At 43.2% G+C, this 22,826-nt stretch carries 19 protein-coding genes and 2 tRNA genes; 18 read left to right on the top strand and 3 right to left on the bottom strand.

The window, feature by feature from the left end; translation table 11 throughout:
- The first annotated feature begins 183 nt into the window (after positions 1–183).
- The 5 genes from LI074_RS14575 (at position 184) to LI074_RS14555 (ending at position 5,413) form a co-directional block, all read left to right on the top strand.
- Positions 184–1,110, top strand: coding sequence for a sugar phosphate nucleotidyltransferase (locus LI074_RS14575; protein ID WP_026649265.1), 927 nt, complete (start codon positions 184–186; stop codon positions 1,108–1,110).
- A 4-nt stretch (positions 1,111–1,114) separates the two neighbouring features.
- Complete coding sequence (locus LI074_RS14570) at positions 1,115–2,215, top strand: phosphotransferase enzyme family protein (RefSeq protein WP_173698325.1); 1,101 nt, start codon at positions 1,115–1,117, stop codon at positions 2,213–2,215.
- Between the two features lie 339 nt (positions 2,216–2,554).
- Positions 2,555–3,571 (top strand): UDP-glucose 4-epimerase GalE, encoded by a 1,017-nt coding sequence (galE, locus tag LI074_RS14565; RefSeq protein ID WP_022380560.1) that lies wholly within the window; start codon positions 2,555–2,557, stop codon positions 3,569–3,571.
- 163 nt (positions 3,572–3,734) lie between these two features.
- Complete coding sequence (locus tag LI074_RS14560; RefSeq protein WP_008705896.1) at positions 3,735–4,544, top strand: carbon-nitrogen hydrolase family protein; 810 nt, start codon at positions 3,735–3,737, stop codon at positions 4,542–4,544.
- Positions 4,545–4,663: 119 nt separating this feature from the next.
- On the top strand, positions 4,664–5,413 hold the full coding sequence (locus LI074_RS14555; protein ID WP_118614815.1) for a glycerophosphodiester phosphodiesterase: 750 nt from the start codon (positions 4,664–4,666) through the stop codon (positions 5,411–5,413).
- A gap of 121 nt (positions 5,414–5,534) precedes the next feature.
- Here LI074_RS14555 and LI074_RS14550 read toward each other — a convergent pair whose 3' ends face one another.
- Positions 5,535–7,016 (bottom strand): DUF1846 domain-containing protein, encoded by a 1,482-nt coding sequence (locus tag LI074_RS14550; RefSeq protein ID WP_118614817.1) that lies wholly within the window; start codon positions 7,014–7,016, stop codon positions 5,535–5,537.
- Between the two features lie 320 nt (positions 7,017–7,336).
- Between LI074_RS14550 and ftsH the strand changes: the two genes are divergently transcribed.
- The 4 genes from ftsH to LI074_RS14530 all read left to right on the top strand — a co-directional run bounded on the left by ftsH (position 7,337) and on the right by LI074_RS14530 (position 13,472).
- Positions 7,337–9,307, top strand: a complete 1,971-nt coding sequence (gene ftsH / locus LI074_RS14545; protein WP_118633729.1) for an ATP-dependent zinc metalloprotease FtsH — start codon at positions 7,337–7,339, stop codon at positions 9,305–9,307.
- A gap of 125 nt (positions 9,308–9,432) precedes the next feature.
- Positions 9,433–11,295 (top strand): excinuclease ABC subunit UvrC, encoded by a 1,863-nt coding sequence (uvrC, locus tag LI074_RS14540; RefSeq protein WP_118521765.1) that lies wholly within the window; start codon positions 9,433–9,435, stop codon positions 11,293–11,295.
- A 266-nt stretch (positions 11,296–11,561) separates the two neighbouring features.
- The gene (gene hprK, locus LI074_RS14535) at positions 11,562–12,497 is read left to right on the top strand and encodes an HPr(Ser) kinase/phosphatase (RefSeq protein WP_008705888.1); all 936 of its coding nucleotides are present in this window, start codon (positions 11,562–11,564) and stop codon (positions 12,495–12,497) included.
- Between the two features lie 30 nt (positions 12,498–12,527).
- A complete protein-coding gene (locus LI074_RS14530; protein WP_022379920.1) occupies positions 12,528–13,472 on the top strand; it encodes an ROK family glucokinase in 945 nt (314 codons plus the stop codon).
- A 119-nt stretch (positions 13,473–13,591) separates the two neighbouring features.
- Here the strand turns inward: LI074_RS14530 and LI074_RS14525 are convergent, their stop codons facing one another.
- Entirely contained in the window at positions 13,592–16,183 is a 2,592-nt protein-coding gene (locus tag LI074_RS14525) for a transglycosylase domain-containing protein (protein ID WP_022379921.1), read from the bottom strand.
- Positions 16,184–16,384: 201 nt separating this feature from the next.
- Here LI074_RS14525 and LI074_RS14520 point away from each other — a divergent pair, with 201 nt between their 5' ends.
- A complete protein-coding gene (locus LI074_RS14520) occupies positions 16,385–17,041 on the top strand; it encodes a YigZ family protein (protein WP_008705884.1) in 657 nt (218 codons plus the stop codon).
- 54 nt (positions 17,042–17,095) lie between these two features.
- On the opposite strand, the gene LI074_RS14515 is transcribed toward LI074_RS14520, so the two are convergent.
- Complete coding sequence (locus LI074_RS14515) at positions 17,096–17,614, bottom strand: peptidylprolyl isomerase (protein ID WP_020993454.1); 519 nt, start codon at positions 17,612–17,614, stop codon at positions 17,096–17,098.
- Between the two features lie 93 nt (positions 17,615–17,707).
- On the opposite strand from LI074_RS14515, the gene tsaE reads away from it, so the two are divergent.
- From tsaE to LI074_RS14475, 8 genes are all read left to right on the top strand, one after another.
- Positions 17,708–18,142: a tRNA (adenosine(37)-N6)-threonylcarbamoyltransferase complex ATPase subunit type 1 TsaE gene (tsaE, locus tag LI074_RS14510; protein WP_008705880.1), complete on the top strand. Its 435-nt coding sequence runs from the start codon at positions 17,708–17,710 to the stop codon at positions 18,140–18,142.
- 9 nt (positions 18,143–18,151) lie between these two features.
- Positions 18,152–18,880, top strand: a complete 729-nt coding sequence (gene tsaB / locus LI074_RS14505; RefSeq protein ID WP_008705879.1) for a tRNA (adenosine(37)-N6)-threonylcarbamoyltransferase complex dimerization subunit type 1 TsaB — start codon at positions 18,152–18,154, stop codon at positions 18,878–18,880.
- Positions 18,877–19,314, top strand: coding sequence for a ribosomal protein S18-alanine N-acetyltransferase (rimI, locus tag LI074_RS14500; protein WP_008705878.1), 438 nt, complete (start codon positions 18,877–18,879; stop codon positions 19,312–19,314). Before tsaB ends, rimI begins: the two co-directional genes overlap by 4 nt.
- Positions 19,315–19,399: 85 nt before the next feature.
- Positions 19,400–20,308 (top strand): ribonuclease Z, encoded by a 909-nt coding sequence (locus LI074_RS14495; RefSeq protein WP_008705877.1) that lies wholly within the window; start codon positions 19,400–19,402, stop codon positions 20,306–20,308.
- A gap of 73 nt (positions 20,309–20,381) precedes the next feature.
- Complete coding sequence (gene tsaD, locus LI074_RS14490) at positions 20,382–21,401, top strand: tRNA (adenosine(37)-N6)-threonylcarbamoyltransferase complex transferase subunit TsaD (RefSeq protein WP_173698326.1); 1,020 nt, start codon at positions 20,382–20,384, stop codon at positions 21,399–21,401.
- A gap of 1 nt (position 21,402) precedes the next feature.
- Positions 21,403–22,095, top strand: coding sequence for a 2-C-methyl-D-erythritol 4-phosphate cytidylyltransferase (gene ispD, locus LI074_RS14485; RefSeq protein ID WP_008705875.1), 693 nt, complete (start codon positions 21,403–21,405; stop codon positions 22,093–22,095).
- A 174-nt stretch (positions 22,096–22,269) separates the two neighbouring features.
- Positions 22,270–22,355: transfer RNA gene (locus LI074_RS14480), tRNA-Ser, on the top strand.
- 160 nt (positions 22,356–22,515) lie between these two features.
- A tRNA-Ser gene (locus LI074_RS14475) sits at positions 22,516–22,605 on the top strand.
- Positions 22,606–22,826 lie beyond the last annotated feature (221 nt).

Below are 22,826 nucleotides of genomic sequence, written 5' to 3'. Positions count from 1 at the left end.
GGCAATCTGGAATGAATTTTGGCTACGTTACTGTGAACGGAGTGAACAGTAACGTTTGCGATTGTGAAAGGTATTATGTAACACGTTTTGACCTCGAAATCATAGTATGATAAGATGAATGTAAAAAGTTACCAGGTAATCTGAGAGTAACGAAAAACATTTAAAGAAAAGAGGAAAAAAATTATGAAGAAACCAGTATTAGTAGTTATGGCAGCAGGTATGGGAAGCCGTTACGGCGGTCTGAAACAGATCGATCCGGTGGATAAAGAGGGACACATCATCATGGATTTCTCCATTTATGATGCAGTACAGGCCGGATTCCAAAAAGTAGTATTTATTATCAAAAAAGAAAATGAAGCAGACTTCAGAAGCGCCATCGGTGACCGCCTCAGCAATCAGCTGGAAGTATCATATGTTTTCCAGGATCTTCACAATATTCCGGAAGGCTATGAAGTACCGGAAGGACGTGTGAAACCATGGGGAACCGGACATGCCGTATTAAGCTGCATCAATGAAATCGACGGACCATTCGTTGTAATCAATGCAGATGACTATTATGGAAGCCATGCATTTAAGATGGCATATGATTTCCTGACAGAGAACGAAGATACCGCAGATACTTACAGATATATGATGGTCGGCTATAAACTGGAAAATACTTTGACAGAGAATGGCCATGTGGCAAGAGGTGTGTGCGTTACAGATGAAGAAGGACATCTTCTTAAGATCAACGAGCGTACCCATATCGAAAAGCATGACGGCGGCACAGCTTATACAGAAGACGATGGAAAAACATGGACCATGCTTCCGGAAGGCAGTACAGTATCCATGAATATGTGGGGATTTTCAGCAAGCATTCTGAAAGAGCTGAAAGACAGATTCCCTAAATTCCTGGATGAGAATCTGAAAGTAAACCCGCTGAAATGCGAATATTTCCTGCCATTTGTAGTAGATGAACTTCTCGGTGAGAAGAGAGCAACTGTAAAAGTTCTGAAATCTATGGATAAATGGTATGGTGTAACCTACAAAGAAGATAAACCTGTGGTAGTAGCTGCCATTCAGAATTTAAAAGATGGAGGGCTGTATCCACAGAGATTATGGGAGGAATAATTGAGTGGAAATTAACCGGGAGATAAAGAATATCACCAGTGCATTTGTTCTGGAAGATAATCTGACAGAATGTGTTCCTTATGGAAGCGGACATATCAATGATACTTACCGACTGACTTACGGTACAGGCAAACATTATATTCTTCAGAAAATGAACAGGAGTATTTTTACCAAACCTGTGGAACTGATGGAGAATGTCAGCGGTGTTACTGCCTGGCTGAAGAAAAAGATCCAGGAAAACGGTGGAGATGTGGAGAGAGAGACTCTGAATCTTGTGATGACAAAGGATGGACTTCCTTATTATGTAGATGAGGACGGAGAATACTGGAGAGTATATTTATTCATTGAAAATGCAACATGCTATGATATGGTAAAAGATGAGGAAGATTTTTACCAGAGTGCAGTTGCTTTCGGGCATTTCCAGAGGCTGCTTGCAGACTATCCGGCAGAAACGCTTCATGAGACCATCGTAAATTTTCATAATACGGTGGACAGGCTGGATAAGTTTAAAACTGCTGTGGAAAAAGATATATGTCACAGAGCAGCAGATGTGGAAAAAGAGATTCAGTTTGTTCTGGACCGCACAGAACTGGCACATGTTCTGTGCGATATGCAGGATCAGGGAAAGCTGCCGTTGCGTGTTACACATAATGATACCAAGCTGAATAACATTATGATTGATAATGCAACGGGAAAAGCCATCTGTGTGATTGATCTTGATACTGTAATGCCGGGACTTTCCGTAAATGATTTCGGTGATTCTATCCGCTTTGGCGCAAGTACCGGAGCAGAGGATGAGAAAGACCTGACGAAGGTGTCCTGTAATCTTCACTTGTATGAAGTTTATGTTAAAGGCTTCATTGAAGGCTGTGGCGGTGCGTTGACTGAGACAGAATTGGATATGCTTCCTATGGGAGCAATCCTTATGACCTTTGAATGTGGAATGCGTTTCCTCACAGACTATCTGGAGGGAGATCATTATTTCAAGATTCACAGAGAGGGACATAATCTGGATCGCTGCAGAACACAGTTTAAACTGGTGAAAGACATGGAAGAAAAACTTTCCCGGATGAAAGAGATTGTAAATAAGTATAAACAGGTATAAAAAAACGTACATGTCCATAAAGACTTGTGTTTATGAACTGATTCGGATAGAATTATCCTGCGGGGATATGAGAGAAATCATATTTTCGCAGGATTTTCTACAATACATGATGTGCCAGGCAACAGTATTTTACAGTTCTGAATATAGGGTGCTGTAAAATACAGAGGTAAATTTTGCAGATGTGAAACAGGATATCCGCAGAATTTTATAGATTACACTCAGAATTATCAAGGATATTTCTGATGCTGTGAACTAATATAGGTATTGTTGAAAGAGAAAAAAAACAGAAATTGCAAAAAACAGGTATTGTAGCAGGAAGACAGGTTAGGAGGAATTATTATGGCAATTTTAGTTACAGGTGGAGCAGGCTATATTGGAAGCCATACAGTTGTAGAATTGCAGAACGCAGGATATGATGTTGTAGTTCTGGATAACTTAAGCAATGCAAGTGAGAAATCTCTGGAAAGAGTTTCCAAGATCACAGGCAAACCAGTGAAATTCTACAAAGCAGACATCCTGGACCGCGATGCTTTAAATGAAATTTTTGATAAAGAAGATATTGATTCCTGTATTCATTTCGCAGGTCTGAAAGCAGTAGGGGAATCTGTTGCCAAACCTTGGGAATATTACGAAAATAACATTGCAGGAACCTTAACACTGGTAGATGTTATGAGAAAACATAATGTAAAGAACATTATCTTCTCTTCATCTGCAACTGTATACGGAGATCCGGCAATCATCCCGATCACAGAAGAGTGCCCGAAAGGACAGTGCACAAACCCATACGGATGGACAAAATCCATGCTTGAGCAGATCCTGACAGACATTCAGAAAGCAGATCCGGAATGGAACGTAGTTCTTCTCCGTTACTTTAATCCGATCGGTGCTCACAAGAGCGGAACCATCGGAGAGAATCCAAACGGAATCCCGAACAACCTGATGCCATATATCACACAGGTTGCAGTAGGTAAACTGAAAGAACTTGGGGTATTCGGAAATGATTATGATACTCCGGACGGAACTGGTGTGAGAGATTACATTCACGTAGTTGACCTTGCAAAAGGACATGTAAAAGCTCTTAAGAAAATCGAAGATAATTCCGGATTAAGTATCTACAACCTTGGTACAGGAAAAGGCTACAGTGTTCTTGATATTGTGAAGAATTTTGAAGCTGCTACAGGTGTTAAAATTCCATATGTGATCAAGCCACGTCGTCCAGGCGATATCGCAACCTGCTATTCCGATGCTTCCAAAGCAGAGAGAGAACTGGGATGGAAAGCCGAAAACGGTATTAAAGAAATGTGTGCAGACTCCTGGAGATGGCAGTCCAATAACCCGAATGGTTATGAAGAATAATTAATTAAATCAACTGAATGCAGGTGCATTTAGCAACTTACCTGCGGAAAATCAATATCCCCCACACATGGAAGGAATGTTCATGCGTGGGGGATGTTTTAATGTAGGATTGGCGATGTGGTTTTTTTCGGCTATAATAGATAAAAGAAAGGAGAGGACGCATATGAAAGTAGCAGCAATTCAGATGCCCACAGTAAAAGATAAAATACAAAATATCCGTACTGCCGGCACTTATATAGAAAAAATAAAGGCGGAAAATCCGGACTTTGTAATTCTTCCGGAGATGTTCTGCTGTCCGTATCAGACCGAAAATTTTCCAGTTTATGCAGAAAAAGAAGGTGGTCCATCCTGGCAGGCAATGTCTGATTATGCCAGAAAGTATCATATTTATCTGATCGCAGGTTCCATGCCGGAAGCAGATGATGTGGGAAAGGTTTACAACACTTCTTATATTTTTGACAGAGATGGAAAACAGATTGGTAAGCACAGAAAAGCTCATCTCTTTGATATCAATGTAAAAAATGGCCAGCATTTCAAGGAATCTGATACTCTGACTTCGGGAGATCATGCTACCGTGTTTGATACTGAATTTGGGAAAATGGGTGTCATGATCTGCTACGACATCCGCTTCCCGGAGTTTGCCCGCACAATGGTACTGGACGGTGCAAGGATGATTTTCGTCCCTGCAGCATTTAATATGACCACAGGTCCGGCACACTGGGAACTGACTTTTCGTGCAAGAGCCCTTGACAATCAGATATATATGCTTGGATGTGCTCCTGCCAGAGATACACAGGCAGGATATATTTCCTGGGGACATTCTATTGTAACAGATCCATGGGGAAAGGTTATGAAACAGTTGGATGAGAAAGAGGGCATTTTAATAGAAGAAATAGATTTGGACCGGGAAGACCAGATCAGAGAGCAGCTTCCATTATTAAAACACCGCAAATCTGAAATGTACCATTTATAGGAGAACACATTTTTTTCGCAGACTGACCATAGATCAAACATATTTATTAGATATAGTAATACCATTAACAAAAACAAAAGAAACAGAGAAAATTCAAAATAGAAAGAACAGAGAGGCATATGGAAATGACAGAAACAACAAAGAGAACAACAAAAGTATGGGCACACAGGGGTGCCAGCGGATACAGACCGGAGAACACTCTGGAAGCATTTGAACTTGCCATCAGACAGGGCGCAGACGGAATCGAACTGGATGTACATACTTCCGTAGACGGCGAACTCATCGTTATGCACGACGAAAACGTAGACCGCGTCACAGACGGAACCGGACTGATCAAAGATATGACACTGGCTCAATTGAAAGAATTAAAAGTCAGTACACCCGCAGAACCATCGGGAATTTATCACATTCCAACTCTGGCAGAAGTACTGGAGCTCATGCGCACCACAGATATGATGGTAAACATCGAACTAAAGAACAGCATCTGCTTCTATCCGGGAATGGAAGGGAAAATCCTGAAACTGGTAAAAGAAATGAACATGGAAGACCAGCTGATCTATTCCTCCTTTAACCATTACAGCCTGTTACAGTTAAAACAGCTGAATGACCATGTACAGACCGGAATCCTTTTCAGTGACGGATGGGTAAATCCAGCCATGTACGCCAAAAATCTCGGAATCAACGCCGTACACCCTGCAGTTTATCACCTGAAATACCCACAGTTCATAGAAGAAGTCAAACGTGCCGGACTGAAAATGCACGTATGGACTGCCAACAAACCAGAACACATCCAGCTGGTAAAAGACGCAGGTGCAGAAGCAGTCATTACCAATTATCCGGACAGAGCGATTGAGATTATAGAGAAATAAAAAATTCCTGCCTGTTCATATGAAACTGTCATATGTTCAGGCAGGATTCTTTCTTGTATCATTATATAGATATTGTGGATTTTCAGAGTTTTCTGCTGCTATTTGAAAACCATTTCAGAAATTATTTCTGCAGTTTCTTAGCATGCTCAGATTTCGGCTCACAGGTAAGTTCAACACCCAGCTTACGGAACTCCAGGATATCCACCTGAGACAGAAGTACGGAAGTATGAACCTGGCAGCCTTTTAATTTCGGAATCTGCTGCAGGGCTAGCTTCGCATCTTCATTATCTGCGGCACTGATGGAAAGCGCGATCAGAGTTTCATCAGAGTGAAGTCTTGGATTTTTGCTTCCAAGGTATTCTGTCTTGAGCGCCTGAATTGGTTTTAATGCTTCCGGAGAGATAACATGTTTGTCATGATCGATTCCTGCCAGTTCTTTCAGTGCATTCAGAAGCAGTGCTGAAGATGCCCCGAGAAGTTCAGAAGTCTTACCTGTAACAATACGTCCGTCAGGAAGTTCCAGGGCAGCAGCAGGTGCACCTGTTTCTTCTTCGCGTTTCAACGCAGCAGGAACCACCTTGCGTTCTTCGATGGTCACATGAGCCTGTTTCAGCAGAAGCTCAATCTTATAAACTTCTTCTTCGCGGCCTGTTCCGCGAACCAGAGCTTCCATGCTCTTATAATATCTGCGGATGATCTCCTGACGTGCAGCTTCCTTGCAGACTTCATCATCAACGATGCAGTTACCGGCCATATTAACGCCCATATCTGTGGGAGATTTGTAAGGGCACTCGCCCATGATCTTTTCAAACATAGCCTGAAGAACAGGGAAAACTTCAACGTCACGGTTGTAGTTAATAGTAGTCTCACCATATGCTTCCAGATGGAACGGGTCGATCATGTTCACATCATTTAAGTCAGCAGTAGCTGCTTCATATGCCAGATTTACCGGATGCTTCAGCGGGATATTCCAGATTGGGAAAGTTTCAAATTTGGCATATCCTGCCTTGACACCGCGCTTGTATTCATGGTAAAGCTGAGAAAGGCAGGTGGCCATTTTTCCGCTTCCGGGTCCTGGAGCAGTGATGACAACCAGTGGTCTTGTTGTTTCGATATAATCGTTCTTGCCATATCCCTCATCACTTACAATAAAGGAAGTATTATTCGGATAACCCGGGATCAGATAAAGCACGTATACTTTGATTCCAAGCTTCTCCAGACGTTTCTTAAACGCATCTGCGCTTTCCTGTCCGGAATACTGGGTGATGCAGACACTTCCGACATAGAGTCCGCGCTCGGTAAATACTTCCATAAGGCGGAGTACATCTTCATCATAAGTGATACCCAGGTCACCTCTGACTTTATTTTTATCAATATCAGCAGCGCTGATTACAATAACGATCTCTGCCTGATCAGAAAGCTGCATCAGCATACGCAGTTTGCTGTCCGGCTCAAATCCCGGAAGAACTCTGGAAGCATGGTAGTCATCAAAAAGCTTGCCGCCAAATTCCAGATAAAGTTTGTTTCCAAACTGGTTAATACGTTCCCGAATATGTTCGGACTGCATTTTCAGATACTTGTCGTTGTCAAATCCTATCTTCATTTGTTCATTTCCTTTCCTCATCACATTTTTAGTACTGCTCATTTAGAATATCCCGGGACATACAGCGCAAATTTATGCGGTCAGCATAAATTCTGTGTATTGCGGAGTGCATTACCGGGAACGAAGTGAGCAGTAATCAGTTTGTCAATAGTATACTACAAATAAAGCCATTTGTAACAGGTGAATTTGTAAAACTTCATATAAATTTTATAGGGTTTATAGAAAGATATGCACAACCGGACACAATTTTCACAATCTCGCAGTTGATTTATACCCGAATTCTCTTTATAATAAGAACGATAACGTTTAGGAGGAATGAAATGGATAATCATATGGATAACAATCCGAATGGCAATCGTCCTGATAATAATAAAGGTCCGGGCAGACAGGACCCGAACAAGAATCATCAGTCGATACTGGCCTTTCTGGTATGCCTCCTGGTAACTCTGGTATGTTTCGCCATGTTTACCAATATGCTCAAGGATAATTCGAGTGAGATCACTTATGATAAATTTATTGAGATGGTAGATGATGGAGATGTGAAAGAGGTTACGCTTCAGTCAAATACACTGACGATCACGCCGAAACATCAGTCATCAGGATTTTCAGAAGAAGTTTATTATGCCAATCAGATGGAGTCAGTAGATAAGCTGACGGAGAGACTTGAGGGAACAGGAATCAAGTTTGAGTATAAGAAGCCGGATGCAGCAGGGGAAATTATTTCTATGCTGGTCAGTGTGCTTCTGCCAACGATTCTGCTCTTTGTACTTCTGACGGTATTTATGCGCCGCATGAATAAGGGCGGCGGAATGATGGGCGTTGGAAAGAGCCGCGCCAAAGCCTACATTCAGAAAGATACAGGAATTACTTTCAGGGATGTGGCAGGGCAGGATGAGGCCAAGGAATCACTGCAGGAGGTGGTGGATTTCCTGCATAATCCCGGCAAATATACCACCATCGGAGCGAAGCTGCCGAAAGGAGCTTTGCTTGTAGGACCTCCGGGAACCGGTAAAACACTTCTGGCAAAGGCAGTAGCAGGAGAGGCACATGTGCCGTTTTTCTCCCTGTCAGGTTCTGAGTTTGTGGAGATGTTTGTAGGTGTGGGGGCATCACGTGTCCGCGATCTCTTTGAGGAAGCAAAGAAGAATGCACCATGTATCATTTTTATTGATGAGATTGATGCAATCGGAAAGAGCCGAGATTCTCATTATGGCGGCGGCAATGATGAGCGTGAGCAGACCCTGAACCAGCTTCTTGCGGAAATGGACGGATTTGACACTTCAAAGGGACTTCTGATCCTGGCTGCTACCAACCGTCCGGAGGTTCTTGATCCGGCACTTCTTCGTCCGGGACGTTTTGACAGACGTGTCATTGTGGACAGACCGGATCTGAAGGGAAGAATCGAGATCCTGAAGGTTCATGCAAGAAATGTACATCTGGATGAGACTGTTGATTTTGAGAACATTGCACTTGCAACTTCCGGGGCAGTGGGTTCGGATCTGGCTAATATGATCAACGAGGCTGCTATCCTTGCTGTTAAGAGTGGACGCAGCGCAGTATCCCAGAAAGATCTTCTCGAAGCTGTTGAAGTAGTTCTGGTAGGTAAAGAGAAGAAGGACAGGATCCTCAGTGCACAGGAGCGCAGGATCGTATCCTATCATGAGGTAGGACATGCACTGGTAAGCGCCCTGCAGAAAGATGCAGAGCCTGTACAGAAGATTACTATTGTGCCGAGAACAATGGGGGCACTTGGTTATGTAATGCAGGTACCCGAGGAGGAGAAATATCTCAATACAAAGAAGGAACTGGAAGCAATGCTTGTGGGATATCTTGGCGGACGCGCAGCAGAGGAACTGGTATTTGACACTGTCACAACCGGGGCGGCCAATGATATTGAGCAGGCTACCAAAGTGGCAAGAGCCATGATCACACAATACGGTATGTCTGATAAATTCGGACTTATGGGTCTGGCTACACAGGAGAGTCAGTATCTCAGCGGAAGAGCAGTGTTAAACTGCGGCGATGACACTGCCACAGAGGTTGACCATGAGGTGATGATACTTCTGCATAATTCCTATGAAGAAGCAAAGAGACTGATCGGCAGTCACAGAGAAGCACTTGATAAGATTGCTACTTATCTGATCCGCAGGGAAACCATTACAGGTAAGGAATTTATGAAGATTTTCCATGCGGTAGAGCGTGGAATCGAGATTCCGGAAAATCTGGATGATCTGGTAATTCCGGAGGAAAAACAGAATACAGTAACGCTGGATAAGCCAGAGATTCAGTGATACAATAACAGAGTCGGAAATGAAATAATTTCCGGCTCTGTTTTCATACCACGGGAAATTACGCTGTAATATCTCATGGATACGAAAAGCATTCAGGGCAGGATTTTTTGTATAGAGGAGAGTTTATGTTTCAGATAGAAGAAGAACTGAAAAAACTTCCGGGTAAGCCGGGGGTTTATATTATGCATGGGGAGAAGGACGAGATCATCTATGTTGGAAAAGCCGTCAGTCTGAAAAACAGGGTGCGTCAATATTTCCAGAGCAGCAGAAATAAGGGCGCAAAGATTGAACAGATGGTTACCCATATCACCAGATTTGAGTATATTATCACAGATTCGGAACTGGAAGCCCTTGTGCTGGAGTGTAATCTGATCAAGGAGCACAGACCGAAATATAATACCATGCTCAAAGATGATAAAAGTTATCCGTTTATCAAAGTCACAGTAAATGAGGAATATCCCAGAGTTCTTTTTGCCAGAAGAATGAAGAAAGACAAGGCAAAATATTTCGGACCATATACAAGTGCCGGGGCTGTAAAAGATGTGATCGAGCTTGTGCGAAAACTTTATAAGGTGCGCTCCTGTAATCGTGTACTGCCAAGAGATTGTGGGAAGGACCGTCCATGTCTGTACTATCACATGAAACAGTGCAGCGCGCCATGCCAAGGCTATGTGAGTTCAGAAGAATATAAGAAAAATATCGCAGAACTGCTGAAATTTCTCAATGGAGACTTTAAGGATACGATTGATATGCTTACCGACAAAATGATGGCAGCTTCCGAAGAAATGCGTTTTGAGGATGCCATGGAATACCGGGATCTGATCCGCAGTATCCAGAAGATCGGAGAACGTCAGAAAATTACAGGTTACGGAGAGGAAGATAAGGATATCATCGCTGTTGCCATGGATGAAAGCCTTGATCTGCGGGAGCAGGATGCTGTTGTACAGGTATTCTTTGTCCGGGGAGGCAAACTGATCGGGCGGGAGCATTTCTATCTGCGTGTGGCGCGTGGCGATACAAAGGCTCAGGTATTATCCAGCTTTATGAAGCAATTTTATGCCGGAACTCCGTTTATCCCACGTGAGATCATGCTGCAAAAAGAAATCGAAGATGCCAAGATCATAGAGGAATGGCTTACAGATCGAAGAAAGCAGCGAGTCTATATCAGGGTACCGAAGAAAGGTACGAAAGAGAAGCTGGTAGAGCTGGCAGAAGAGAATGCAAAGATGGTTCTGGATAAAGACAGAGAGCGTATCAAACGTGAAGAAGGAAGAACCATCGGAGCGGTTCATGAAGTGGAAGAGTGGCTTGGACTGTCGGGAATCAGGCGTATGGAGGCTTATGATATTTCCAATATCAGTGGTTTTGAATCTGTAGGTTCCATGGTTGTCTATGAGAAAGGAAAGCCAAAGCGCAGTGATTACCGCAAATTTAAGATAAAGTGGGTGCAGGGACCGAACGACTATGCAAGTATGGAAGAAGTACTTACCAGACGATTTACTCATGAGGGAAAAGATGAGTTTGACAGCTTTTCCATTATGCCGGATCTGATCCTGATGGATGGAGGAAGAGGACAAGTGAATATTGCGCTAAAAGTTCTGGATAATCTGGGAATAGAGATTCCGGTCTGTGGTATGGTCAAGGATGACCATCACAGAACCAGAGGACTGTATTACAATAATCTTGAAATTCCCATTGATACAGACAGTGAAGGCTTCCGCCTGATCACCAGAATCCAGGATGAGGCGCACCGTTTTGCCATTGAATTTCACCGATCTCTGAGAAGTAAAGAACAGGTGCATTCCCTGTTGGATGATATCCCTGGTATCGGTGAAACCAGGCGGAAAGCATTGATGCGGAAATTTAAATCCATTGAGAATATCAGAGATGCATCATTGGAAGAAATTGCGGAGACAGAAAGCATGAATGCAGGAAGTGCACAGAAAGTCTATGAATTTTTTCATGGAGCTAGTGTACCGACAAGTTGATTGTTTCAAGAATCAACTTGTCGGCACACTGGTGAGAAAAAAATATAAAATATGTAAAAATATTCCTGGGTTCTTCTACATATTACCCAAAGACTCTCGCTTTTTGTAATTGAAGTTGTATATAGTGATGTGATATAATAAAAAAGACGTGAAATTTACTATGAAAGTTTCGGACGACAGCTATAAATGAGTTATGTCTGTATGAGCAGGTTTTGAGATAGCGGACAGACCGGGCTTTCAGATTTTGAACTGAAAAGGAGAAATAAATGAAGGGTGTACAGTTGACAAAATTAGTTCAGGAACTGGGACTTCACAACCTGACTCCTGAAATTGATCTGTCTGAGATTGTGATCAAGACAGCGGAGATCAACAGACCGGCATTGCAGCTGACAGGATATCTGGAGCATTTTGCAAATGAACGGGTACAGATCATCGGATATGTAGAGTATACTTATCTGATGCAGCTCAGTGATGAGGAACGGAAATTTAAATATGAAAGATTTATTTCCAGCAAGATTCCCTGTGTAATTTTCAGTACAATGACAAGACCATCACAGGATATGATCGATCTGGCAGTTAAATATAATGTTCCGACTTTCGTGACAGAGCGTACAACTTCCAGTTTTATGGCTGAGATTATCCGCTGGCTGGGTGTACAGCTGGCACCATGTATTTCCATCCATGGTGTGCTTGTGGATGTATATGGTGAAGGTGTCCTGATCACAGGTGAGAGCGGAATTGGCAAGAGTGAGGCTGCGCTGGAACTGATCAAACGAGGACATCGTCTTGTCAGTGATGATGTTGTAGAACTTCGTAAAGTCAGTGATGTGACGCTGGTGGGCTCGGCACCGGATATCACAAGACATTTCATTGAACTTCGTGGTATTGGTATTATCGATGTCAAAACTCTGTTTGGTGTTGAGAGCGTTAAGGATACACAGTCTGTGGATCTGGTTATCAAACTGGAAGAGTGGGACAGAGACAAAGAATATGACCGTCTCGGCCTGCATGAGGAATATACAGAGTATCTTGGAAATAAGATTGTATGCCATTCTCTGCCTATCCGTCCGGGACGTAATCTGGCTATTATCGTTGAATCTGCGGCAGTTAACCACAGACAGAAGAAGATGGGATATAATGCAGCGGAAGAACTGTACAAACGTGTTCAGGCAAACCTTGCAAAGAAACGTGAAGAAAAATAATTTAAAGTAATTTGGAGGATATCAGATATTATGGGAAAGTATTGTTTTGGAATTGACGTTGGTGGTACATCTGTAAAATGTGGACTCTTTCAGACAGACGGAGTCTTAGTTGAGAAATGGGAAATTCCTACACGTAAGGAGAACAGTGGAGAAGCAATCCTGCCAGATATTGCAAAGACAATCCTTGACAAGATCGCAGAGCGTAAGCTGGATAAAGAAGAAATCGACGGTGTGGGAATCGGGGTACCGGGACCTGTTAACGAGAGAGGGGAAGTGCCATGTGCGGTAAACCTTTTCTGGGGCTTTAAAGAAGTTACTAAGGAACTGACAGAACTGACAGGACTTCCGTCCAAAGCAGGAAACGATGCCAATGTAGCAGCACTTGGCGAAGCATGGAAAGGCGCAGCAGCAGGAGCTAAGAACGTTATTCTTGTAACTCTTGGAACAGGTGTCGGCGGTGGAATCATCGTTGATGGAAAGATTGTTGGCGGTGCTCATGGTGCAGGTGGAGAAATCGGTCATGCAGCAGTTGACCATGAAGAAAAGGAAGCCTGCAACTGTGGTAACTGTGGATGTCTGGAGCAGTATGCGTCTGCAACAGGTATCGTTCGCGTGGCACAGAGAACTCTGGCTGCTACAGATGAGCAGACTGTTCTTCGCAAATTTACAAAACTTTCAGCAAAGAATGTTCTGGATGCTTTTAAAGAGGGCGACAAAGTAGCCTGCGATGTTATGGCACAGGTAGGAGAAATGCTTGGCGGAACACTTGCCATGTTTGCATGTGTGACAGATCCGGAAGCCATCGTTATCGGCGGTGGTGTTTCCAAAGCCGGACAGCCATTGATCGACTGTATTCAGAAATACTATGAGAAATATGCTTTTACAGCATGCAAGAAAACACCGATCATTCTTGCAACTCTCGGAAATGATGCAGGTATTTACGGATCTGCGCGTATGGTTATTAAAGAAGTATAATATCTGAGAATCAATTTTGAAAATATATAAAAAATCCACAGTCCTGAGTTGACAGGACTGTGGATTTTTTGCAGTACAGGAATATCATTCGGAGGTGCTCCTGTACCGGTATTTTTGCATTAATAATAGTCGACCTGATAAGAGGAATCATCCTCGTTACCGTCACCGTTGTCATCGCTTCCGCCGGTATTATCAGTACCATCGTCACCGCTGTTACCGTTGTCATCAGTATTGTTACTGTCACCACTGTTGTCGGTATCTCCATTATCAGAGTTTTCGCTGTTATCAGTGTCAGTGGTGTTATCAGTCTGATCAGAGGAATCTGTATCATAATTATAGTCATAATCATCACTGTCATAGAAATGCTGGTCACAGTATTCAGTAGGCATGGTACCTACGTCAAAGTATTCAGTGATCACCGGACAGCCGGCTCTTGGAAGAAGTCCGGTTTCCTCGCAGACACTTAACTTTTCTACACTTGCAGGCTTCTCGAATTCTTTGGAAGGAAGTCCCTCATGGATACGAGTCATAACCTTTTTCCATAAAGCTTTGTGGAAGTTACGCGCATAATCAGGTAATTTCTCATTGTTGTCATAACCGGACCATACTGCGCATGTATAATATGGTGTATAACCCACAAACCACAAGTCGTTATAGGCTTCGGTTGTACCTGTTTTTCCGGCAACAGGCATATTGTCAAGCTGGCAGGCTGTACCTGTACCCTGTTTTACAACATCCTCCATTGCACTGGTGAGAAGAAAAGCAGTACTTTCTTTGATTACGGAACGTTCGGCAGCAGTATTCTCGATCAGGACGTTTCCGTTGTGATCCAGAATTTTTGTGTAATAAATTGGCTTGATATAATTTCCGTTATTTGCGATGGCTGCATAGGATGCACACAGTTCAACATTTGTGACACCGCGGGTGATGCCGCCAAGCGCAGTGGCAAGGTTTGCATCGCTCCATACATTACCATTGGCATCTTTGTCAGCCTCTGTTCCATGAGCAAGGGTTGTAAAACCAAAGTTGTCCAGATATTTCAATCCAAGCTCAGGAGTTACTTTTTCCAGACACTTGACGGCTACAACGTTAATGGAATTCTGGATCGCAGTACGGATCGTGGTTGTTCCGTTGTAAGAACGGGTTGCGTTGTTTACAGGGGAACCATCCGGATATTCATAAGGTTCGTCTTCAAATGTTGTTGCAAGAGTCATGCCTTTTTCATTTAAAGCAGGTGCATAAGTGGACACGATCTTAAAGGTAGAACCAGGCTGTCTGGTAGTGTCCGTTGCCCGGTTCAGTGTAAGACTTGCCGTTTTCTCTCCACGACCACCGATCAGAGCTTTTACATAGCCGGTATGCTGGTCGATCACACTCATGGAAGACTGTGGCTGAGGTGCGAAATTGACACGCTCTGCAAGAACTTTACTTCCGTTGGCGAGTATGCTTGCCTTATATTTGTCTACATAAGTCTGTCCATCTTCCGGGGAATCGAACAGAAGATCGAAATCGGGATCCTCATTCTGAAAATAAAGCTGCAACATTTCCTTACTGTAGTTTACCTGATTTCCATTAGGATCGGTAACCGTCAGGGCATAGTCAAGTTCATACTGGACAGTGTCCGGATAATTGGAAGGATCTGCATATTCCTCATCCAGGATATTCTGGATCTTGGAATCCTGTGTTGTATATACTTTAAGTCCGCCGCTGTAGAGAAGATTGGTTGCCTGTTTTTTGGTGTAACCTTTGATATTCATCAGGTCGTTGATGATCTGATCTGTCAGTTCATCTTCAAAATATGTGTAAACAGTATTCTCAGTGCTGGAGTTCTTTTCCTGAGCGGCCTGGATACGGGAATAAACATCATCTGCAAGAGCTTCATCATACTGATCCTGAGTAATATAGTTCTGATCCAGCATATGCTGGAGAACTTCCTTGCGTCTCTTCCTGTTGCTGTCAGGATTGATGATCGGGTTAAATTTCGTCGGGTTCTGTGTGATACCTGCCAGAGTTGCACATTCAGAAAGATTCAGATCCCATATATCCTTGTCAAAATACTGTCGTGCGGCAGCCTGTACACCGTAGGAACCGGCACCCAGGTTAATTGTGTTCAGGTAATTCTCAAGAATGGTGTCTTTATCAGTTTTTTTCTCAACCTGGACAGCAAGGTACTGTTCCTGGATTTTTCGCGTAAATCTTTCCAGCTGAGTAGATTCACTGGTCCAGTTGGTAAATACGTTATTCTTAAGAAGCTGCTGTGTGATCGTACTGGCACCTTCTGAGAAATCTCCGGTAGTGAGAGCTTTCATTCCGGCACGAAGAATACCTTTTACGTCAATACCGTTATGTTCATAGAAACGTTCATCCTCAATTGCGACAACTGCATGCTGCAGATCAACAGGTATCTGATCGAGAGTGACAGGCAGTCGGTTGGAATCCGGAGCAGCCAGTTTACGGATCTGATTCCCTGCATCATCGTAGAGAAAGGTTGCATAGCCCAGTGGCATAATATCAATATCATCAACATCAGGAGCAGTATCAATTACACCCCTGAATGACCCCACACCCAGACAGGTTACTGCGATGCAGAGTGCTATCAGTGATACGAACAGGACTCTGATGAAAGAAACTCTGGCGCGCTTTCCCATCATGGAAGAACGGGAAATCAGTGCCGTCCGTTTCTTTGCAGTCGACTTTTTACCGTAGTTCATGTTAAACCTCCTTTATAATCCGTTCTATTATATCAAATAAGAATAAGTAAATAAAGCAGAAAAATAAAAATTCACAATTGCTTTTGGATCTTTTTAATGGTTATTGTGTTTTTTTGCAGGATTAGTATACACTGTGCTGGCACATTTTTGTAATTCATGGTACACTGAGTCAATAAGAGAACGGAAAGAGGAGTATGAGACATGCTTGAGAAATATAAGACAGTTTACGAGGGCGGGGAAGGCGAGATCGTGGAAAAGAAATCCAGATTTATTGCTACAGTGCGTCCTGTACAGACCGAAGAGGAGGCACTGGCCTTTATAGAGGAAATGAAGAAGAAATATTGGGATGCCAGACATAACTGCTATGTATATTCGGTGGGAAAGAACAGGGAATATACCAGATGCAGTGACGATGGTGAGCCGTCAGGCACTGCGGGAAGACCAATGCTGGATGTAATCCTGGGGGAAGATATTTATAATGTGGCAGCAGTAGTTACCAGATATTTTGGAGGGATACTTCTTGGAACAGGAGGTCTTGTCAGAGCATATTCCAGGAGTCTGCAGGAAGGTCTTGCCGCCAGCACAGTGATTGAGAAAACCTACGGAATTTCTATGGAAGTAGTTACGGATTATACCGGGATAGGCAAGATTCAGTATATTGCCGGAGAACAGAAATTACCGATCCTTGATTCTGAATACACTGACAGGGTAGTTCTGCATTTGCTGGTTCCGGCGGATCAGATTGCATTTGTAGAAAAAGCAATCACCGAGGGAACAAATGGAAGAGCGAAGATGAAGAAAGAGAAAGATCTTTACTATTCAGTGATTGACGGTGAAGTGAAAGTATTTACGGACTGATAAAATATGCCCCATGCAGCCTGAAAACTGCATGGGGCATAAACAGTCAGCGAATCAGCATTTCTCCGGTTCCGGATAATCAACACCGAAAGTTTCTACTGTCATGGATTTGATTTTCTGCTCGTCAAGCGGACGGTCGCTGTAATCGGTATCTTCTTCTGCAATACGGTTTACAACATCCATTCCTTCAGTGATCTTGCCGAATGCAGCATAAGCACCGTCAAGATGCGGAGCATCTTTGTGCATGATAAAGAACTGGCTTCCTGCTGAGTTTGGATGCATGGCGCGTGCCATGGAAAGAACACCTGCAGTATGTTTCAGATCATTTTTAAATCTGTTCTGAGTGAATTCACCCTTAATGCTGTATCCCGGACCGCCCATACCTGTTCCGTCCGGGCATCCTCCCTGGATCATGAAACCGTTGATCACACGATGGAAAATAAGTCCGTCATAGAAGCCTTTTTTTACAAGACTGATAAAGTTATTAACTGTATTCGGTGCAATCTCAGGATATAATTCTGCTTTCATCACATCGCCATTATCCATGGTAATTGTAACTATCGGATTTGCCATAGTTTCAAGTCTCCTTTTCAAAAAGTATTGTATTTCGCTGTTCGCTCTATTATAATATGCAAAGAACAATTCTGCAAGAAAAAGGTGGAAAAGATGATTATAGAGACAAAAACACCACAGGAAACATTTGAGGTGGGAAAGAAGATCGGAGAGAATGCGAAACCGGGTCAGATTTATACTCTGACAGGTGATCTTGGAGTTGGAAAAACCGTATTTACCCAGGGGGTTGCGGCAGGGCTTGGAATCACAGAGCCTATCTGCAGCCCGACATTCACGATCATTCAGGAATACGAAAGCGGACGTCTTCCTTTATATCATTTTGATGTTTACCGTATCGGTGACATTGAGGAAATGGAAGAAATCGGATATGACGATTATTTCTTCGGACAGGGAATCTGTCTGATCGAATGGGCTGATCTGATTGAAGAAATCCTTCCGGAAAAGCTGATCAAAGTAACCATAGAGAAAGATCTGGAGAAAGGCTTTGATTATAGAAGGATTACAGTGATTGGTCCGGAGAACAGTTAGGAGGTAGAAATGAAAATTTTAGCTTTGGACAGCTCAGGAATTGTTGCATCTGTAGCAGTTGTGGAAGATGATACATTACTGGCTGAGTATACTGTAAATTATAAGAAAACACATTCTCAGACTTTGCTTCCGATGTTAGATGAGATTGTGAAGATGACGGAACTGGAACTGGAATCCGTAGATGCTATTGCAGTGGCAGCGGGACCGGGATCCTTTACAGGACTCCGTATCGGCTCGGCAACAGCCAAAGGCCTGGGACTTGCCCTGAAGAAACCATTGGTAGCAGTACCGACAGTAGATGCACTGGCATATAATCTTTATGATGCACAGGGATTGATCTGTCCGATCATGGATGCCAGAAGAAAGCAGGTATATACAGGAATTTACAGATTTGAAGAGCATCAGCTTATGACTTTGAAAGAACAGTGGGCAGCACCGATCGAGGAACTGCTGGAAGAACTGAATCAGAGAGGAGAGATGGTTACATTTTTGGGAGACGGTGTACCTGTATTTCGTGAACTGATCGCAGAGAAACTGCAGGTTCCGTATTCTTTTGCACCGGCTCATGTAAATAAACAGAGAGCAGCGGCAGTGGCAGCTCTTGGCAGTATTTATTATAAAGAAGGACGCACAGAGACTGCTATGGAACATATCCCGGAATATCTCCGCGTTTCCCAGGCAGAGCGTGAGCGTGCAGAGAGAGAAAAAGAGCAGAAACCGGCAGGTACAAAAATATGATCCTGCGGGAAATGCTTGTGGATGACCTGGATCAGGTAATGGAGATTGAGCAGGATCTTTTTCATGTGCCATGGACAAAAGAAGGTTTTTTTACTTTTCTGACCAGGGATGATGCCATGTTTCTGGTGGTGGAAGAGAAAGAAAAGATTCTGGGTTACTGCGGTCTTCTTATGGTTCTGGATGAGGGAGATATTACCAATGTGGCTGTGCGCAGGGACAGACAAAAAGAAGGAATTGGCGCTTTTCTGATGCAGAGCCTGATCCGCCTTGCAGCAGAGAGGGAGGTTACGACAATCCATCTGGAAGTACGTGTGGGAAATGAGACTGCAATCCGTCTCTATGAACGTATGGGATTTACCGGAGATGGAATACGTAAGGCATATTACAGTGATCCTGTGGAGGATGCGCTGCTTATGACCAGACATCCCGAATGAAAAAGAAATGAAAGCAGAAAAAATCAGCAGCCGGACCATACACCTTTTAAGGGAATTGCCGGAAGCTGGAAAATAGAGGGAATATATGTTAGATGTATGTTTAGTTGGAACCGGTGGAATGATGCCTCTGCCACGCAGATGGTTGACTGCGCTTATGACAAGATATAACGGGAGCAGTCTGCTCATTGACTGTGGTGAAGGTACTCAGGTAGCAATTAAGGAGAAGGGATGGAGCTTTAAACCTATTGATGTGATTTGTTTTACTCATTATCATGGAGATCATATCAGCGGGCTTCCGGGACTTCTTCTTACTATGGGAAATGCAGACCGCACAGAACCATTGACTCTGGTAGGTCCCAAAGGTCTGGAGAGAGTGGTCAATGCACTTCGCGTCATTGCACCGGAGCTTCCGTTTGAAATTAAATTTATTGAGATTACACAGCCGGAGCAGGTCATTGAATTAAATGGCTATCGTATTACGGCTTTTAAAGTGAACCATAATGTACTCTGTTATGGATATACCCTTGAGATTCTCCGCCAGGGAAAATTCTCGGCTGAGAGAGCGAAAGAGCAGGATATTCCACTGAAATACTGGAATCCGCTCCAGAAAGGGCAGACCATCGAAGCAGACGGTATTACCTATACACCGGAGATGGTACTTGGACCTGCGAGAAAAGGAATCAGGCTTACTTATACAACAGATACCAGACCAACAGAATCTATCCTGCGAAATGCAAAGGAATCGGATCTGTTTATCTGTGAAGGAATGTACGGAGAAGATGACAAAGCAGACAAAGCACGCGGATACAAGCATATGACTTTCCGCGAGGCGGCGGTTTTGGCTCGTGATGCCCGGGTAAAGGAGATGTGGCTGACACATTACAGTCCATCTCTGGTCAGACCAGATGAGTTTATGGATAAAGTTCGTGAAATTTTTCCAAATGCATATCCGGGAAAAGACGGAAAGAGTCTGGAATTGAATTTTGAGGAATAATATGTCACTGAAATTGATTATGAACAAGTAGTAAAACGGATGACTTATCCGTCCGATATATGAGGAACAGAAAATGAAAGATACATTAATTCTTGCAATTGAGAGTTCCTGTGATGAGACTGCAGCTTCTGTTGTCAAAAACGGAAGAACTATTCTGTCAAATGTGATCTCTTCACAGATCGCTCTTCATACTTTATACGGTGGGGTAGTTCCGGAAATTGCTTCCCGTAAACATATTGAAAAGATTAACCAGGTAATTGAACAGGCACTGGCAGATGCAGATGTAACTCTTGATGATCTGGATGCAATTGGTGTCACTTATGGTCCGGGACTTGTAGGTGCACTTCTTGTGGGCGTTGCTGAGGCGAAGGCAATTGCTTATGCAAAGAAGCTTCCACTGGTAGGGGTCCACCATATTGAGGGCCATGTGTCAGCAAATTATATTGAACATCCGGATCTTGAACCTCCATTTTTATGTCTGATCGTGTCAGGAGGACATACACACCTTGTGATCGTTAAGGATTATGGAGAATTTGAAATCCTGGGACGTACCCGTGATGATGCTGCAGGCGAAGCTTTTGACAAAGTTGCAAGAGCTATCGGACTGGGATATCCGGGAGGACCAAAGGTAGACAAGCTCTCTAAAGAGGGAAACCCCAATGCAATTGAGTTTCCAAAAGCTAAAATTGGAGATTGTCCGTACGATTTCAGCTTCAGTGGTGTAAAATCAGCAGTGTTGAATTATATTAATCATGCGCAGATGACCGGAGAAGAGATAAACAGAGCAGATTTGGCAGCATCTTTCCAGAAAGCGGTAGTTGATGTGCTGGTGGAGCATACAATGCTTGCAGCCAAAGATTATGGGATGACTAAGATTGCAATTGCAGGCGGAGTGGCTTCGAATGGAATGTTAAGAGCGGCAATGGAAGAAGCATGTAAGAAAAATAATTACAGTTTTTATCGGCCGTCACCGATCTTCTGTACAGACAATGCAGCAATGATCGGAGTAGCTGCTTATTATGAATATATTAAAGGTACACGTCATGGCTGGGATCTGAATGCTGTGCCGAATCTTAAACTGGGAGAGCGTTGAGATGTCAGAAAGAAATACGGCCATTGTTCTGGCAGCAGGGCAGGGAAAAAGAATGCACAGTAAAGTACAGAAGCAGTTCCTGGAGATACAGGGATACCCGGTTCTGTATTATTCCCTGCGCTGTTTTCAGGAAAGTCCGCTGATTCAGGATATTATTCTTGTGACAGGAGAGGAATCTATCTCCTACTGTAAAGAAGAAATCGTGCAAAAATATGGATTTACAAAGGTATCGGCAGTAATCCCGGGAGGAAAAGAACGCTATGATTCTGTCTATGCAGGCCTTTGTGAATGCAGAGACTGTGAATATGTATTGATCCATGACGGTGCAAGACCTTTTGTGACAGAAGAAATTCTTAAACGTGGTCTGCAGAAAGTGAAGGAAACAGGTGCATGTGTGATTGGTATGCCTTCTAAAGATACAGTCAAACTTTCTGATGAAGAGGGATATGTAAAAGAAACTCCAAACAGAAAGTGTGTGTGGACAATTCAGACCCCGCAGATTTTTTCGTATTCACTGATACGTGAGGCTCATGACAGCATTCGTCAGAAAGATATGAGCAAAATTACAGATGATGCCATGGTAGTAGAGCAGGAGACAGGGGCAAAGGTTGCTCTGGCAGAGGGATCTTATCAGAATATTAAGATCACAACACCGGAGGATCTTGATATCGCGGAAGCATTTTTGAAACATTAAAGAATGTTTGGTGATTGAAAAATGCCGTATTTTAGCGGGCTTTATGGGAAATCTGGGAAGATAAAAATAAAAATTGAAAAAAATGTAAAAAAGTTGTTGACAGATGCGGGTATTGATGCTAGAATATCACTTGCGTCGGCGGTGAGAACACAACGAACGCAGTCAACAACATATGGAGAGATATCGAAGTGGTCATAACGAGGCGGTCTTGAAAACCGTTTGTCCGCAAGGGCGCGTGGGTTCGAATCCCACTCTCTCCGCTTGCCAAGTCACTTAAAAATTTTGAAAAAAGTACTTGACAAACAAATGAAAAGTGCGATATAATGTACAAGGTTCTTCGGTGAAAACGAAGAGAACTAAATAAAGACACGAGAGTGTGAAGAAAGTCGTTTCTGTGAAACGGCGAATCTAGGGCAATTTGGAGAAGTACCCAAGCTGGCCGAAGGGGCTCCCCTGGAAAGGGAGTAGGTCGTTAATAGCGGCGCGAGGGTTCAAATCCCTCCTTCTCCGTTCTTTCTTGAGAAAAGAAAGTAAAAAAGTTCTTGACAAAGCGAAAGAGTTATGATAAACTCGAAAAGCTGTTGAAAAGAACAAATGTTGAAGAAGTTTGAAAAAACTTATTAAAAAAGTTCTTGACAAACAGAAGACAACATGTTAAAATAGAAAAGCTGTCGCAAGACAGACAACCTTGATAACTAAACAGTGAAACACATACGATTCTCGAAAATTCT

It is taken from the genome of Blautia sp. MSK18_10, from assembly GCF_020553185.1.
Lineage (GTDB): Bacteria > Bacillota > Clostridia > Lachnospirales > Lachnospiraceae > Blautia_A > Blautia_A wexlerae.
Note: the sequence above shows the minus strand (reverse complement) of the source record. Positions and strands in the feature narration are given on the sequence as shown.

Coding starts and splice junctions, on each gene's coding strand:
- LI074_RS14575 (WP_026649265.1), top strand. CDS start 184: ATGAAGAAACCAGTATTAGTAGTTATGGCAGCAGGTATGGGAAGCCGT.
- galE (WP_022380560.1), top strand. CDS start 2,555: ATGGCAATTTTAGTTACAGGTGGAGCAGGCTATATTGGAAGCCATACA.
- LI074_RS14560 (WP_008705896.1), top strand. CDS start 3,735: ATGAAAGTAGCAGCAATTCAGATGCCCACAGTAAAAGATAAAATACAA.
- LI074_RS14555 (WP_118614815.1), top strand. CDS start 4,664: ATGGAAATGACAGAAACAACAAAGAGAACAACAAAAGTATGGGCACAC.
- LI074_RS14550 (WP_118614817.1), bottom strand. CDS start 7,016: ATGAAGATAGGATTTGACAACGACAAGTATCTGAAAATGCAGTCCGAA.
- ftsH (WP_118633729.1), top strand. CDS start 7,337: ATGGATAATCATATGGATAACAATCCGAATGGCAATCGTCCTGATAAT.
- uvrC (WP_118521765.1), top strand. CDS start 9,433: ATGTTTCAGATAGAAGAAGAACTGAAAAAACTTCCGGGTAAGCCGGGG.
- hprK (WP_008705888.1), top strand. CDS start 11,562: ATGAAGGGTGTACAGTTGACAAAATTAGTTCAGGAACTGGGACTTCAC.
- LI074_RS14530 (WP_022379920.1), top strand. CDS start 12,528: ATGGGAAAGTATTGTTTTGGAATTGACGTTGGTGGTACATCTGTAAAA.
- LI074_RS14525 (WP_022379921.1), bottom strand. CDS start 16,183: ATGAACTACGGTAAAAAGTCGACTGCAAAGAAACGGACGGCACTGATT.
- LI074_RS14520 (WP_008705884.1), top strand. CDS start 16,385: ATGCTTGAGAAATATAAGACAGTTTACGAGGGCGGGGAAGGCGAGATC.
- LI074_RS14515 (WP_020993454.1), bottom strand. CDS start 17,614: ATGGCAAATCCGATAGTTACAATTACCATGGATAATGGCGATGTGATG.
- tsaE (WP_008705880.1), top strand. CDS start 17,708: ATGATTATAGAGACAAAAACACCACAGGAAACATTTGAGGTGGGAAAG.
- tsaB (WP_008705879.1), top strand. CDS start 18,152: ATGAAAATTTTAGCTTTGGACAGCTCAGGAATTGTTGCATCTGTAGCA.
- rimI (WP_008705878.1), top strand. CDS start 18,877: ATGATCCTGCGGGAAATGCTTGTGGATGACCTGGATCAGGTAATGGAG.
- LI074_RS14495 (WP_008705877.1), top strand. CDS start 19,400: ATGTTAGATGTATGTTTAGTTGGAACCGGTGGAATGATGCCTCTGCCA.
- tsaD (WP_173698326.1), top strand. CDS start 20,382: ATGAAAGATACATTAATTCTTGCAATTGAGAGTTCCTGTGATGAGACT.
- ispD (WP_008705875.1), top strand. CDS start 21,403: ATGTCAGAAAGAAATACGGCCATTGTTCTGGCAGCAGGGCAGGGAAAA.